Origin of the sequence: Fodinicurvata sp. EGI_FJ10296 (assembly GCF_040712075.1) — a bacterium.
Taxonomy (GTDB): Bacteria; Pseudomonadota; Alphaproteobacteria; order DSM-16000; family Inquilinaceae; genus JBFCVL01.
The window spans coordinates 474,850-489,598 of the sequence record NZ_JBFCVL010000001.1 but is presented as its reverse complement, the minus strand read 5'-3'; the positions used below and the strand labels follow the sequence as shown (position 1 = coordinate 489,598).

Here is a 14,749-nt window from a genome sequence, read left to right as displayed (position 1 = left end):
GACGACGCCGGCAGAGCAGGGTTGCACCCCAAACTGCGGCTTGACGGATGGAGGCTGAAAGCAGACGATGCGCCAGCCTCGGGGATTAAGGATTTGTGCGGGTACGCTGGACGATATGACGGATAGCAAGGAACAGGATCGCAAGACCACGCTGAGCCTAGGCGGCGCCAAGGGTAAGCTGGAGCTTCGCAAGGGCGCTGATGGCAATCAAGTGCGCCAGAGCTTCTCCCATGGCCGCTCGAAGACAGTTCAGGTCGAAGTCAAGCGCAAACGCAGCTTGGAAAAAGCCGTCGACCGTGGCCCGGCAGGTGATCTGGCCGACGGCGGTGCGGCGGCGCGCCGGTCCGCCGAAGGTGGCGGATCGTCCGGGAAGTCGCCGCGTGGCGGCGGCAAGTCCAGTGGATCGGGTGGCCGGACGCTGACGACAGCCGAACGGGAGAGCCGGGAACGCGCGCTTCGGCTGATGCGTGAGGACTCGGAAAGCCGTGCACTTGCTGCTCAGCAGGCGGCGGCGGAAGAGGCTGTGCGCAAGCAGCAGGAGGCGGATGCCGCTCCGGCCGAACCCGAGCCGACGATCGAGCGCAAGCCCCTTGATCCCGCGACGCTGCGCGAACGGGAAATGGAAGAACTCCGCCATATCCAGGAGGAGGAAGAACAGAAGCGCCGTCAGGCCGAGGAACTCCGGCAAGAGCAGGAAGACCGTCGGCGACGGGAAGCCGAGCCGGAAGCGCCGACCCCCGCGCAGTCCAGGGAAGCGGACATCGAGGCCGACAGCACGGCACCGGCGCGGACGGCACGGCCGTCCGGCACGGCACGCCCTTCGGGACCTCCGGGAGCCGACACCGAAGATCGCGGCGCCAACAAGCGCGGCGGCATCGGGAAGAAGCCGGAAAAGGCTGCGCCGACCCGGACACGGACCGATCAGCGTCGTCGCGGTTCGAAAATGACCGTCACGCAGGCGCTCTCTGGCGACGAAGGCAAGACACGCAGTCTGGCGTCGGTCCGCCGCGCCCGGCAAAAGAATCAGCGCAACGAGATGCTTCGGCAGTCGCAGGAGAAGATCGTCCGCGACGTGACCATTCCGGACGTCATCACGGTGCAGGAACTGGCCAACCGGATGGCCGAACGGGCCGCCGACGTCATCAAGTCCCTCATGAAGATGGGCGTGATGGCGACGATCACGCAGTCCATCGACGCAGACACGGCGGAACTGGTTGTGCAGGAATTCGGACACAAGAGCCGTCGCGTCTCCGAGGCCGATGTCGAGATTGGACTCGATGCGGGTACGGACGATCCGGCAAGCCTGATCGCGAGAGCGCCTGTCGTGACGGTCATGGGCCATGTCGACCACGGCAAGACTTCGCTCCTCGACGCGCTCAGGTCTACGGACGTCGCCGGCCGAGAAGCCGGCGGTATCACGCAGCACATCGGCGCCTATATGATCACCTTGAACACCGGCGAGGCGATGACGTTCATCGATACGCCGGGTCACGAGGCGTTCACTGAAATGCGCGCACGGGGCGCCACCGCGACCGATATCGTCGTGCTCGTCGTTGCCGCCGATGACGGCATCATGCCGCAGACGGTCGAAGCGATTCGGCACGCGAAAGCGGCTGGTGTCCCCATAATCGTGGCGATCAACAAGTGCGATCTGCCCGATGCCGATCCGGACCGGGTGAGGAACGAACTCCTTCAACACGAGTTGGTCCCCGAGGAACTCGGCGGCGATATCCAGACCGTCGAGGTTTCGGCAAAGGCACGGGAAGGACTGGACAAGCTTCAGGAAGCCATCCTCCTGCAGGCCGAAATTCTCGAACTGACGGCCAATCCGGATCGCAACGCCGAAGGCGTCGTTATCGAGGCCAAGCTGGAACGGGGTCGCGGCCCTGTCGCCACGGTGCTTATCCAGCGCGGCACGCTGAGGGTTGGCGACGTCTTCGTTGCCGGTTCCGAATGGGGGCGCGTTCGGGCTCTGATCGACGATCGCGGGCAACAGATCGAGGATGCGGGACCGGCGCAGCCGGTAGAAGTCCTCGGCATGCAGGGCGCACCCAACGCCGGCGATCTGTTCGTCACCGTCGACAACGAGAGCAAGGCGCGCGAGATTTCGGAATATCGCCAGCGCAAGCGGCGTGAAAAGGATGCGGCCCTGCAGGCGGGCGCACGGGGATCGGTCGAGCAGATCTTCTCGCGGATTTCCGAAGGCGAGGCCAAGGAATTCCCGGTTGTCGTCAAGGGCGACGTCCAGGGTTCGGTCGAAGCTATCGTCTCAAGTCTGGAGAAGGCGGCCGGCGACAATGTCGAGGTCAAGGTCCGCGTGCTCCACTCCGCGGTTGGCGGGATCAACGAGAGCGACGTTTCGCTGGCCAGTTCAACCGGCGCGCTGATCATCGCTTTCAATGTTCGCGCCAACCCACAGGCTCGGGAAACGGCGCGGCGCGATGGTGTCGAGATCCGCTATTACAGCGTGATCTATAACGTCATCGACGACATCAAGGCGGCCCTGACCGGCATGTTGAGCCCGGTCATGCGCGAGACCTTTATCGGCAATGCGGCCATCCGCGAGGTCTTCAACATCACCAAGGTCGGCAAGGTTGCCGGCTGTATGGTCACTGATGGCGTGGTCAAGCGAGGCGCCGGCGTCCGGTTGCTCCGCGACAATGTCGTCGTGCACGAAGGCCGTCTGAAGACGCTCAAGCGGTTCAAGGACGAGGTCAAGGAAGTTCGGGAAGGGTTCGAATGCGGTATGGCATTCGAGAACTACGAGAACATCCAGGCCGGTGACGTCATTGAGTGTTTCGAGGTCGAAGAAGTGGCGCGCCAACTCTAGATTCGGCGTCTGGCGCCGCCGGACCGCTATAGGCCCGGCGGCGCCAATCCGGAGACACCTCTGCGTACACTGACGGCCGGTTTGCCGCCGGATCCTCCGGGCTTAGCATCGGGCCGCACGGCCCGCTGCCAAGGGGGCTGCCGATACCGCATCCGCCGATGCCGCACCCGCTAATACCGAACCCGCCAATACCGCAAAGGAGTTCTGGCCCAATGCCGGCACGGAAAAGGCAAGGGCGCACGGAACCGACCCAGCGCCAGCTGCGCGTTGGCGAAGAAGTCCGCCACACGCTGTCAGCCATACTCAATCGAAATGACATCCACGACCCCGATCTCGACGGTATATCGGTGACCGTAAGCGAGGTCCGTATGGGGCCGAATCTCCGCTCGGCACATGTGTTCATCATGCCGCTGGCCGGCGAGAACAGGGACACGGTACTGGCGGCGCTCAGCCGCGCCACGCCATTTCTGCGCGGTCAGATCGGCCGGCAGGTACGGCTGAAATTTACACCGACGCTGCGATTCGAGATCGATACGCGGTTCGATGATGCCGATCGCATGGACAATCTGTTGCGCTCGCTCGAACCGAACGTCGAACGGACCCTTGCGGATGTCGCCTTCGGAGACGACGGGATCGAAGGCGGGATTGAAGGCGGGAACGAAGACGCCGACGGCGATGACGAGACCGTGCCGCGCAAGGATGAGCCCGGCAGGGAAGACAGCTGATGGGCCGGAAGAACAAGGGACGTCCTGTCCACGGCTGGATCGCTTTCGACAAACCTGCTGACATGACATCCACCCAGGCGCTGAACAGGGTGCGTCACCTGTTCAACGCGGCCAAGGCCGGCCATGGCGGCACGCTGGACCCGATCGCGACCGGCATGCTGCCGATCGCATTCGGCGAAGCGACCAAAACCATGACCTATACGGTCGATCAGACAAAGGTCTATCGCATCACCGTGGCCTGGGGCAGCGAAACCGACACCGACGACCGCGAGGGAGCGGTGACGGCGCGCTCGGATCGTCGACCCGCGCGCGAAGAGGTCAAGGCTGTTCTGCCACGCTTCGTCGGCACCATTACCCAGATTCCGCCCGTGTACTCTGCTCTGAAGATCGACGGCCAACGGTCTTACGATCTCGCCCGCGAGGGCAAGACCGTCGAGCCGAAACCCCGTCAGGTTACGATCCATTCCATTGAGCTGGACGACGCCGACACCCGATCGGCCATCCTTACGGTCAAATGCGGCAAGGGCACATATATGCGGGCGCTGGCAAGAGATATCGCCAGGGAACTGGGTGCCTGCGCCCATATCCAGGAGATCCGGCGTCTGGCCGTCGGAGCGTTTACCCTTGACGTGGCCGTGACACTGGATCAATTAGAGGCGTCCGCTGAACGAGGGACGTTGGACGATCATTTGCTTCCTGTACAGACCCCGCTGGACGACATCCCGGCGGTGGCCGTGACAGAGCAGGAAGCGCAGCGGCTGCGAAACGGACAACCGGTGCCTCTGCTGAAACGTTCCGACCTGCAGCGTCTTCGGACGCTGGAGACTTCGGACGACGGCATTGTTCTGGCGCTACTCGGGCAGACCCCGGTCGCGCTGGCAACGTATGGCGCGGCCCAGATTCAGCCGGTGCGTCTATTGAACCTTTTGTGATCAGGAGAAAACGATGTCGATCACCCAGGAACGGAAACAGGAACTCATCAAAGAGTTCGCCAAGGACGACAAGGACACCGGTTCGCCGGAGGTCCAGGTGGCCATTCTGACCGAACGGATCACCAATCTGACCGAACACCTCAAGGTCCACAAGCAGGACTACCACAGCCGTCGCGGTCTGCTCATGATGGTCGGATTGCGTCGACGTCTGCTGGATTATCTGCGGCGCAAGGAAAAGGCCCGCTACGACACCGTCGTACAGCGGCTGAAGCTCCGTCGCTAACCGTATGATCGACGAAGACCCGGGAAAAAGGTGCGATCCGATTGCCGTCGACCCCGATATTGTAGACGGCAACGGTGATGCTCTGCCCGGGGCTGAGGACCGTGACGCGCCGCCGATGGCTTTTCGCCATCGGCGGCGTTGCCATTTCTGACAGAGACGAAACACTGAAACTGACGGCCGGCAAGGGCTGGCCAACCCGTTCGCTCAATGGGGAGCGAGGGGTATCCGATGGAAGGAAGAGTATATGTTCGACATTCACCGCAAGGAAATCGAGTGGGGCGGACGCCCGCTGATTCTCGAATCCGGCAAGATCGCCCGTCAGGCCGACGGCGCCGTGCTGGTGACCTACGGCGAAACCACGGTATTGTGCACCGCCGTGGCCCAGAAGTCCGCGAAGCCCGGGATTGATTTCTTTCCGCTGACGGTGAACTACCAGGAAAAGGCGTTTGCCGCAGGCAAGATCCCCGGCGGATTCTTCAAGAGAGAAGGACGTCCGGCCGAGAAGGAAACACTGACTTCCCGTCTGATCGACCGTCCCATTCGTCCGCTGTTCGCCAAGGGGTTCTCCAACGAGACCCAGGTCATCTGCACCGTGCTGAGTCACGACCTTGAGAACGATCCCGATATCGTCGCCATGATCGGCGCCTCTGCGGCGCTCACCCTGTCGGGAATCCCGTTCCTCGGCCCGATTGCCGGCGCCCGCGTCGGCTATATTGACGGCAAATACGTCCTGAACCCGCGCCTCGACGAGCTGCCGAACAGCGCGCTCGATCTGGTTGTCGCCGGGACGGACCAGGGCGTCATGATGGTCGAGTCCGAAGCTCACGAGCTGTCCGAGGACGTCATGCTGGGCGCCGTCACGTTCGGCCACGAACAGATGATCCCGGTCATCGACGCGATCATCGATCTGGCCGAAGAATGCGCCAAGGAACCCTGGGCGGTTCCGACGTCGGATACCTCCGCCGTTCGGGAAAAGCTGATGACCGCTGTCGGCGACAAGCTGCGCAAGGCTTATCGGATCACGGCGAAGCAGGAACGCACGGACGCGGTTGCCGGCGTCAAGCAGGAAGCCATGGCCGCCATCGCAGACGACGATGCCGCGCTGGCGTCCTTTTCGTCGGTGATGAAGGCGCTGGAAAGCGACATCGTCCGCTCCAACATCCTGGAAACCGGTCAGCGGATCGACGGCCGCGATACCCGCACGGTGCGGCCGATCGTTTCCGAGGTCGGCGTTCTGCCGCGTCTCCACGGTTCAGCCCTGTTCACGCGCGGCGAAACGCAGGCTCTGGTGGTGACCACGCTTGGCACCGGCTCGGACGAACAGATCATCGACCAGCTCGAAGGCAGCTACCGCGAACACTTCATGCTGCACTACAACTTCCCGCCCTACTCGGTCGGCGAAGCGCAGTTCATGAAGCCGCCCGGCCGCCGCGAGATCGGCCACGGCAAGCTGGCTTACCGGGCGATCAACCCGATCATGCCGGCGAAGGAAGATTTCCCCTATACCATTCGCGTGGTGTCGGAAATCACGGAGTCCAACGGCTCGTCGTCGATGGCCACCGTCTGCGGCACATCATTGTCAATGATGGACGCGGGTGTCCCGATCAAGCGGCCGGCAGCCGGGATCGCCATGGGGCTGATCAAGGAAGGCGACAAATACGCCGTCATCAGCGACATTCTCGGCGACGAAGACCACCTGGGCGACATGGACTTCAAGGTGGCCGGGACGGATGCCGGCATCACCGCGCTCCAGATGGACATCAAGATCACGTCGATCACCAAGGAAATCATGGAAGTCGCGCTCAACCAGGCGCGCGACGGCCGGATCCACATTCTTGGTGAGATGGCCAAGGCACTCGACACCTCACGTGGAGAGGTCAACCAGAACGCACCGCGCATCACCACCCTGCAGGTGCCCAAGGACAAGATCCGCGAAGTGATCGGCACCGGCGGCAAGGTGATCCGTGAAATCGTCGATACCACCGGCGCCAAGGTCGATATCGATGACGATGGCACGGTAAAGGTCGCCTCGACGGACGCCGAAGCCGCGCAAAGGGCGATCGACTGGATTCAGTCCATCGTTGCCGTCCCTGAGATCGGCAAGATCTACACCGGCAAGGTCGTCCGGTGCATGGACTTCGGTGCCTTCGTCAACTTCCTCGGCTCGCGGGATGGATTGGTGCACATTTCCGAACTGCGCCCGGAACGGGTCAAGGCCGTCTCCGACGTTGTCGCCGAGGGCGATTCGGTGAAGGTGGTCGTGATCGGCTTCGACGATCGCGGAAAAGTGAAGCTGTCGATGAAGCGCGTCGATCAGGAAACCGGCGAATTCATCGAAGGAGAAACGGCCTCCTGATTATCGGAGTGCCGCATATGGATGGCCAGAGGGCGGGCAACCGCCCTCTGTGCTTTCCTGACAGATCATTGAGAATATCTATCGTGCCGTACTAATCGGCACTCGGCAGCATCGCGCCCAGAGCCCGTCCACCAAAAATGTGAAAGTGCAGGTGTGGCACTTCCTGCCCGCCGTCGTCGCCGACATTGCTCAAAAGCCGATAGCCGGGATCTTCGACACCCATTTCTTTCGCAATGCGGCCGGCCGCCCGAATAAGCGCGACGACTTCGTCTTCTGATGCATTGGCGCTGAAATCGGCGAACGACCTGTAGCGGCCCTTTGGGATTACCAGAACGTGAACAGGCGCGCGTGGCTGGATATCCTTGAACGCCAGTACATGCTCGTCCTCGAAAACCTTGTCGCAAGGGATTTCGCCCCTGAGAATGCGAGCGAAAATATTGGTATCGTCGTAGTCCCTCGTCATTTGCTGCTTTCCTCGCTGACTTTCCCCCGCCGCTTTTTTTCGTCGACCCCGCTGGTGCCCATCCGGTTTTCGAGCACGCGCCAGACATCGTCCGGCCTGACGCCGGTTTCCGCCCAGGCCACCATCAGATGAAACAACAGATCGGCGCTTTCTTCGGCCAATGCCTGCGGCTTGCCCTGGATGATTTCAACGACCGCCTCGACAGCTTCTTCGCCAACCTTTTGTCCCATCTTCGGCGGGCCGCCCCTGAAGAGCTTGGCCGTGTAGGATGTTTCCGGATCGGCGCCCCGACGCGAGGCAATGACCTCGTATATGGAATCGAGAATGTCGCCCTTGGTCGCGGCTTTGGGATCATGTGTTGTCATTGGGCCCTGATACTCTCAACGCGGCGCTACAGGCCGTACCGGGATGCCGGCGTCGGCCATGTGGGATTTGGCTTCGGCAATAGTATAGGTGCCGAAATGAAATATCGAGGCCGCAAGCACGGCGTCGGCGTTGCCCTGTTTTACGCCCTGGACCAGATGATCCAGCGTTCCGGCACCGCCGGACGCGATGATCGGGATTTCCACCGCAGCCGATACCCGCGCCAGCAAATCCACGTCGAAACCTTCACCAGTACCATCCCGGTCCATGGATGTGAGCAAAAGCTCCCCTGCCCCCAGATCGGCCATGCGCGCGCACCAGTCGATCGCTTCCAGGCCGGTCCGGTTGCGCCCGCCGTGGGTGAAGACCTCCCAGGTGCCGGGACCGGTCCGCTTCGCATCGACAGCCACAACGATGCATTGTCGACCGAATTTCTCGGCGGCTGCGGCGACGAACTCCGGCGTTTTTACGGCTGCTGTGTTGATCGAGACCTTATCGGCGCCGGCCAGCAGTAATCGCCGGATATCTTCCAGCGTTCGAACGCCACCGCCCACGGTCAACGGCATGAAGACCTGCGCCGCCGTGCGTTCGATGACTTCGTAAATGATGCCGCGGTTCTCGTGGGACGCGGTAATGTCGAGGAATGTCAGTTCGTCCGCCCCCGCCGCGTCGTAGACCTTCGCCTGCTCGACCGGATCGCCGGCATCACGCAGATCGACGAAGTTCACGCCCTTGACGACGCGGCCATCCTTGACGTCGAGGCAGGGGATAACGCGTTTCGTCAGCATCGTTGAATTACTTTCATTGCGGCGCCCGCCCGGCGAGTATCGCGACAGCGGAAGCCGGATCCAGACGGCCGTCATAGAGCGACCGGCCACAGATGACGCCCTCGATCCCGGAAGCTTCCAATGCCATCAAAGCACGAAGATCTCCGGGGCCGGAAACGCCGCCGGACGCGATGACCGGCGTTTCGGTCCGCCGCGCCAACGCCGCGGTCGCCTCGGCATTCACGCCGGTCAGTGTGCCGTCACGATCGATATCGGTATAGATGATCGCGGCAACGCCGCTGTCCTCGAAGCGCAGCGCCAGGTCTTCCGCGGTTGTCTCCGACGTCTGCACCCATCCCTCGACCGCTACCCGGCCGCCGCGCGCATCGATGCCGACGGCGATTCGTCCCGGATGCCGTGCGCAGGCGGCCTTGACCAGGTCAGGGTCCCGCAGCGCCACCGTTCCCAGCACGACGCGACGCACACCGGCGGCCAGCCATGCGTCAATCGCCTCCATCGAGCGGATGCCGCCGCCGAGCTGGACCGGAATCGTCACGCGCGAAATGATCGACTCCACGGCCGCGCGGTTGACGGCGCGCCCCTCGACCGCACCGTTGAGGTCCACGACATGCACCCATTCGGCGCCAACAGCCTCGAAGGCAGCAGCCTGGGCGCCCGGATCGGTATTGAAGACGGTCGCGGCGTTCATGTCGCCTTTCAATAGGCGAACGCAGTCGCCATCCTTGAGATCGATCGCCGGGTAGAATCTCATCCGCTGCCATCCTCCAGTACCCGGACCCGCTCGGGATTCAGGGCCTTGTAATAGTAGACGCCGGCAATCAGGCGGCCGCCGACCCGCGCATATACCGGGTTGCGGCCCCAGAACCGATAGCCGAGCGATTTGTAAAGTTCGATCGCCGCTTTCTGGGTTTCACGCACATCCAGCGACAATACGTCGAACGCGGCATCGCGGGCCGCTTCCTCTACCGCCTCGACGGTCATGCGCGCCAATCCGTGGCCCCGCGCCCAGGGCGCGATGAAAGACGACGCCAGTGTCGCGGCGAATGCCTGCGCCTCGTTGTTGGGGCTGGGCCTGACCAGTTGGGCCGAACCGCAGATCACGCCGTCGAGCCGGGCCACGAACAACTCGCGGCCCGGCACCGACAACACGCCACGATAATAGCGTTCGAGCGATTCGAGCGGCGGCGGCGATACCCAGCCAAAGCCGCCGCCGTCCTTGATGGCGAGAATGGCGGCATCGCAAAGGTCGTAGAGGTCAGAGCCCGCAAACTCCGACAGTCGCTCGACGCCGAAATCTGTCCGCTGTGAGAGATCGCTGTCGTTGTGATCGGTCATGGCGACCATTCGATGAAGTTCTTCAGGATGGTCAATCCGGTCTCCTGGCTTTTTTCCGGATGGAACTGCGTGCCGACCACCGTTCCGTTGGCGACAATGGCGGCAATCGGCACACCATGATGCGTTTCGGCCAGCACATCGGCGGCCGCCGTCGGCTCGAACCGATAGGAATGGACGAAATACGCATAAGCGCCGGACGACAGGCCCCGGACGATCGGGTGAGTCTCCGTCCGGAACGTCAGCTGATTCCAGCCCATATGCGGGATCTTCAGCTTGCGGCCCTCGCTGTCGGTCATGCCCGGGGGAAGCACGGTGACGGCGCCGGAAATCCAGCCCAGTCCCGGGTGGTCGCCATACTCGCGGCCGACATCGGCCAGAAGTTGCATACCGACGCAGATGCCCAGAAATGGCCGCGCCCGGTCGCGACCGACATAGTCCATGGCCTCGATCATGCCGTCAATGGCATCGAGGCCGGCGCGGCAGTCGCCGAACGCCCCGACTCCGGGCAGGATCACCCGATCCGCCGCAGCGACCACAGCCGGGTCAGCGGTGGTTTCTACGGTCGCCGGTCGTCCGGCTTCACCGGCCATGCGTTCGACTGCCTTTGCCGCCGAGCGTAAATTGCCCGAGCCGTAGTCGATGATGGCGATCTTCATGCGGTGCTGCCGTCCGGCGTGTCGGCCAGGCGTCCCTTGGTGGTGGCAAGACCCGACGGGCGCCGCGGGTCGATCTCGACGGCGGCGCGCAGGGCCCGTGCACATGCCTTGAACGCCGCTTCGATCATATGGTGGTTGTTGACCCCATGAAGAATGTCGATATGAATATTGGCACCAGCGCCGTTGGCCAGCGCCTGGAAAAACTCCTTGAAGACCTCTGTATCCATCGAACCGAGCGCGGGCTGCGTGAACGCCACATTCCAGTGCAGCCAGGGGCGCCCGGACAGGTCGACAGCGGCGCGGCACAGCGCGTCGTCCATCGGAAGCAGGGCATTTCCATAACGCTGAATCCCGGCCTTGTCGCCCAGCGCCCGGGCGAGCGCGTGACCCAGCACGATACCTGTATCCTCGACGGTATGATGGGCGTCGATATGGAGATCGCCTTCGACCTCGACCGTCAGATCGATCAGCGAATGGCGCGAAAGCTGGTCGAGCATGTGATCGAAAAAGCCGATCCCTGTTGCAACGCGGCTTTGGCCTGTGCCGTCCAGCGCCACCGTGACGCTGATGAGGGTTTCGTTGGTCTTGCGATCATAGGTTGCCGTGCGGGTGGTCATTGCGATGCCTTTTCCGGTGCGTGCCGGACTTTTAACAGGAACTTCGCGCCACCGCCAGTCAACCGGCTATCCTGCCCCCGCACGCCGGCTTCGCCGGACCGCCACACCCGACTGACGCTCGCCCGGGGCACGGGGTTGATCCGACTGCCGGGGCCTCCAACATGGAGGCAGGACCGCCGCGACCGTGGCAAGACGGGCGCGGCGAATATCGAGTGGAATTGCGGTTTCGTGAGCGGACTTCGCGGCCCGGCGGGTCGGGGCGATATCTTTACCCGCTCCGTCTTTACCCGCTTCGTGGGCAACTAGCAGGGAACAGGTGTATGGACAGACAGAACGGATCCGGGGACCCGACGGGTTGGCGCGGAACGACGATCCTGGCCATTCGCAAGGATGGTGACGTCGTCGTTGCCGGGGATGGCCAGGTCACGGCCGGCAACACCGTAATGAAAGGAACGGCGCGCAAGGTCCGCCGACTGGCGCAGGGGTCGGTTCTGACCGGTTTCGCCGGATCGACGGCCGATGCGTTCGCCCTCTATGAACGCCTTGAAGCGAAACTCGAACAGCACCCGGGTCAGTTGATGCGGGCCTGCGTCGAGATGGCAAAGGACTGGCGGACCGACCGCTATCTGCGCCGGCTCGAAGCCATGATGGCCGTATGCGACAAGGATATCTCGCTGCTGTTGACCGGCACGGGCGATGTGCTGGAACCCGATGACGGTCTCATCGCCATCGGTTCCGGCGGTCCCATGGCACTTTCGGCGGCGCGAGCGCTCTATGACATCGATGGCATGGACGCCGAGAGCATTGCGCGCAAGGCGATGGGCGTCGCCGCCGACATCTGCGTCTATACGAATCACTCTCTTACCGTGGAAAAACTCTGAGATGACCGACTTCAGCCCCCGTGAAATCGTTTCCGAACTCGATCGGTATATCGTCGGCCAGAAAGAGGCCAAGCGCGCCGTCGCCATTGCCCTGCGAACCCGGTGGCGCCGTCAGCAGCTCCCCGAGGACATCCGCGGCGAAGTGCTGCCGAAGAACATTCTGATGATCGGCCCGACCGGCGTCGGCAAGACCGAGATCGCGCGGCGGGTCGCGCGCCTCGCCAACGCGCCCTTCGTCAAGGTGGAAGCGACCAAGTTCACCGAAGTCGGCTATGTAGGCCGCGACGTGGAGCAGATCGTTCGCGATCTCGTCGAGATCTCCATCACCATGACCCGCGAGCGGCTGCGCCGGGACGTGCACTCCAAGGCCGAAGTTCGTGCCGAGGAGCGGGTCATCGATGCCCTTGTCGGCCAGAACGCGGCCGCCGAAACGCGCCAGAAATTCCGCAAGATGCTGCGCGAGGGCGCCCTCGACGATCGCCAGATCGATGTGGAGATGGCCGACACCAGTAATCCGTTCCCCACCATGGAACTGCCTGGCGGCCAGGGCGGCCAGATGGGCATGATCAATCTCGGCGACCTTTTCGGCAAGGCGATGGGCGGCCGGAACAAGACCCGCTCGGTGACCGTCGGCGAATGCTACGAACCTCTGATTGCGGAAGAAGCCGACAAGTTGCTCGATCAGGAGCAGGTGACGCGCGAAGCGATTTCGGCCGTCGAACAGAACGGAATCGTTTTCCTCGACGAAATCGACAAGATCACGGCGCGTTCCGATCGCGGCGGGGCGGATGTCAGCCGCGAGGGCGTTCAGCGCGATCTGCTGCCACTGATCGAGGGCACCCAGGTCACAACGAAGCACGGCACCGTTTCGACCGATCACATCCTGTTCATCGCGTCGGGGGCCTTTCATGTGTCCAAACCGGCCGACATGCTGCCGGAACTGCAGGGCCGACTGCCGATCCGGGTGGAACTGCAGGCATTGGCCGAGGCCGATCTGCGCCGGATCCTGGTCGAACCCGATTACAGTCTGATCAAGCAGTACATTGCCCTGCTCGATACCGAGGGGGTTATCCTTGAGTTCACCGACGACGCGATCGACACGCTGGCCCGGCTGGCGGCCGAGATCAACCGGTCGGTTGAGAATATCGGGGCACGGCGGCTGCACACGGTGCTGGAGAGGCTTCTTGACGACATCAGCTACACAGCCAGCGATCGCACGGGCGAAACGGTGACGATCGATGCGGCCATGGTCGAACAGCGGGTGGGCGATCTCAGCAAGGACAGCGATCTCAGCCGGTTCATCCTGTAGTCGTCGAATTCCAGCCGAAACAGGCGAATGGAAAGAGCTTGTTAATTCCCTTGTGCGATCAAGATTTCCTGATCGGGCATGACGGCCTTCCCGACCAGCAGCGCGAGGCCGTCTCACAAGGGGAAATACGGTGGTCTGCCAGAAATGCGAGGTTACGCCGGCGGTTATTAGCGGCGTGCGCCGTTATTTTGTCTGGCCCCCGATCGGCCACAGCGGCACGAAGATCCGGGATGTCCTGACGGGACTGGACACCCCCTTCGTCATCGACGATGAGACCGGGGCGATTACGTTCGATGCCCCGGTCGATCTGTTCAAACGCACCAGTGTCGCGTTAACCGGCGTTCTTTCCAGCGAAGAACGGCGCGCAACGACCGTTCTGGTCAAGGAACAGGGCGTGGAGCCCGGCGTGGCCGACATTCCCGACGCCCGCAGCCTGGAAGCCGTTTCAAGTTTCGTCGACGCCGGCTGGCTGCTTTCGATGGTCGATCAGGCCCAGCTGCAGATCGCGCTGTCCCCCGTTGTCCACGCCGAGGAATGGAGCGATGTGTTCGCATTGAACGCCACCCTCCATGGCACCGATTCTGGCGGCAATTTGATTGGCGCGGACCAGATTTACCGGACCGCGGCCAATGCCTGCATTCTCGCCCCCGTGGACCGGGCAGCCCGCGTCACCGCAATCCGCGAGATCGGCCGCACGAAAGCAACACAGCCGACCTTCATCCCGTTTTCGCCGTCATCCATCTACGACCCGGAATTCTGTCTGCGGACCACCGTTGCCGCGGTCAAGGAAGCCGATCTGGACCCCGGGATGATCATTTTTACCATGGTCATGAACGACAATCCGGTCGACATCGACCATTTGCGCGGAATTCTCAGATATTATCGCAACGCCGGGTTCCAGGTGGCGCTGAACGATGTCGGGTCCGGCGCGGCGTCGCTGGACCTGCTCTCCCAGGTCAAGCCGGACATGATCCGGATCTCTCCGCGGGTCGCCACAGGTGTCGCCGACGACCCGTACAAGAGCATCGTGGTCCGCAAGCTTCTGGAGATGGCGCAACGGCTGCGGATCGATACGGTCGCCTGCGGCATCGCTGGCGAACCCGATGCCATATTTCTCTATGAGCATGGGACCACCTTTCTTGAGGGGCCGCTCGTCGGCGCCGCAGAGACGGCCGGGCAGGCACGCGCATCCAGAACGGGCGAAGCATAGC

Annotated in this window: 15 protein-coding genes; 8 read left to right on the top strand and 7 right to left on the bottom strand. The window is 62.8% G+C overall.

Translation table 11 applies throughout. From position 1 onward, the window contains the following. Nucleotides 1-115: 115 nt before the first annotated feature. The 5 genes from infB to pnp all read left to right on the top strand — a co-directional run bounded on the left by infB (nt 116) and on the right by pnp (nt 7,126). Nucleotides 116-2,830: a translation initiation factor IF-2 gene (gene infB, locus ABZ728_RS02235; protein WP_366654008.1), complete on the top strand. Its 2,715-nt coding sequence runs from the start codon at nt 116-118 to the stop codon at nt 2,828-2,830. A 212-nt stretch (nt 2,831-3,042) separates the two neighbouring features. After that, entirely contained in the window at nt 3,043-3,555 is a 513-nt protein-coding gene (gene rbfA / locus ABZ728_RS02230) for a 30S ribosome-binding factor RbfA (protein ID WP_366654007.1), read from the top strand. Beyond that, nucleotides 3,555-4,487 (top strand): tRNA pseudouridine(55) synthase TruB, encoded by a 933-nt coding sequence (truB, locus tag ABZ728_RS02225; RefSeq protein ID WP_366654005.1) that lies wholly within the window; start codon nt 3,555-3,557, stop codon nt 4,485-4,487. Before rbfA ends, truB begins: the two co-directional genes overlap by 1 nt. Before the next feature lie 13 nt (nt 4,488-4,500). Further along, nucleotides 4,501-4,770 carry a 30S ribosomal protein S15 gene (gene rpsO, locus ABZ728_RS02220; protein ID WP_366654004.1) on the top strand — a complete coding sequence of 90 codons (270 nt, stop codon included), beginning with the start codon at nt 4,501-4,503 and terminating at the stop codon, nt 4,768-4,770. A 244-nt stretch (nt 4,771-5,014) separates the two neighbouring features. Further along, nucleotides 5,015-7,126, top strand: coding sequence for a polyribonucleotide nucleotidyltransferase (gene pnp, locus ABZ728_RS02215; protein WP_366654003.1), 2,112 nt, complete (start codon nt 5,015-5,017; stop codon nt 7,124-7,126). A 91-nt stretch (nt 7,127-7,217) separates the two neighbouring features. Here the strand turns inward: pnp and ABZ728_RS02210 are convergent, their stop codons facing one another. The 7 genes from ABZ728_RS02210 to hisB are packed head-to-tail and all read right to left on the bottom strand — an operon-like array spanning nt 7,218 to nt 11,348. After that, entirely contained in the window at nt 7,218-7,589 is a 372-nt protein-coding gene (locus ABZ728_RS02210) for a histidine triad nucleotide-binding protein (protein ID WP_366654002.1), read from the bottom strand. Then, nucleotides 7,586-7,954, bottom strand: coding sequence for a phosphoribosyl-ATP diphosphatase (locus tag ABZ728_RS02205; RefSeq protein ID WP_366654000.1), 369 nt, complete (start codon nt 7,952-7,954; stop codon nt 7,586-7,588). Before ABZ728_RS02205 ends, ABZ728_RS02210 begins: the two co-directional genes overlap by 4 nt. 15 nt (nt 7,955-7,969) lie before the next feature. Continuing rightward, on the bottom strand, nt 7,970-8,740 hold the full coding sequence (gene hisF, locus ABZ728_RS02200) for an imidazole glycerol phosphate synthase subunit HisF (RefSeq protein WP_366653998.1): 771 nt from the start codon (nt 8,738-8,740) through the stop codon (nt 7,970-7,972). A 13-nt stretch (nt 8,741-8,753) separates the two neighbouring features. After that, nucleotides 8,754-9,491, bottom strand: coding sequence for a 1-(5-phosphoribosyl)-5-[(5-phosphoribosylamino)methylideneamino]imidazole-4-carboxamide isomerase (hisA, locus tag ABZ728_RS02195; protein WP_366653996.1), 738 nt, complete (start codon nt 9,489-9,491; stop codon nt 8,754-8,756). Beyond that, nucleotides 9,488-10,075 carry a GNAT family N-acetyltransferase gene (locus tag ABZ728_RS02190; RefSeq protein ID WP_366653994.1) on the bottom strand — a complete coding sequence of 196 codons (588 nt, stop codon included), beginning with the start codon at nt 10,073-10,075 and terminating at the stop codon, nt 9,488-9,490. The genes hisA and ABZ728_RS02190 overlap by 4 nt, the downstream gene beginning before the upstream one ends. Continuing rightward, nucleotides 10,072-10,731 carry an imidazole glycerol phosphate synthase subunit HisH gene (gene hisH, locus ABZ728_RS02185; protein WP_366653992.1) on the bottom strand — a complete coding sequence of 220 codons (660 nt, stop codon included), beginning with the start codon at nt 10,729-10,731 and terminating at the stop codon, nt 10,072-10,074. The genes ABZ728_RS02190 and hisH overlap by 4 nt, the downstream gene beginning before the upstream one ends. Continuing rightward, the gene (hisB, locus tag ABZ728_RS02180) at nt 10,728-11,348 is read right to left on the bottom strand and encodes an imidazoleglycerol-phosphate dehydratase HisB (protein WP_366653990.1); all 621 of its coding nucleotides are present in this window, start codon (nt 11,346-11,348) and stop codon (nt 10,728-10,730) included. Before hisB ends, hisH begins: the two co-directional genes overlap by 4 nt. Nucleotides 11,349-11,668: 320 nt before the next feature. On the opposite strand from hisB, the gene hslV reads away from it, so the two are divergent. The 3 genes from hslV to ABZ728_RS02165 all read left to right on the top strand — a co-directional run bounded on the left by hslV (nt 11,669) and on the right by ABZ728_RS02165 (nt 14,748). Then, entirely contained in the window at nt 11,669-12,229 is a 561-nt protein-coding gene (hslV, locus tag ABZ728_RS02175) for an ATP-dependent protease subunit HslV (RefSeq protein WP_366653989.1), read from the top strand. A 1-nt stretch (nt 12,230) separates the two neighbouring features. Continuing rightward, nucleotides 12,231-13,538: an ATP-dependent protease ATPase subunit HslU gene (gene hslU / locus ABZ728_RS02170; protein WP_366653988.1), complete on the top strand. Its 1,308-nt coding sequence runs from the start codon at nt 12,231-12,233 to the stop codon at nt 13,536-13,538. Between the two features lie 175 nt (nt 13,539-13,713). Next, nucleotides 13,714-14,748 (top strand): EAL domain-containing protein, encoded by a 1,035-nt coding sequence (locus ABZ728_RS02165; RefSeq protein WP_366653987.1) that lies wholly within the window; start codon nt 13,714-13,716, stop codon nt 14,746-14,748. The last annotated feature ends 1 nt before the right edge of the window (nt 14,749 follow it).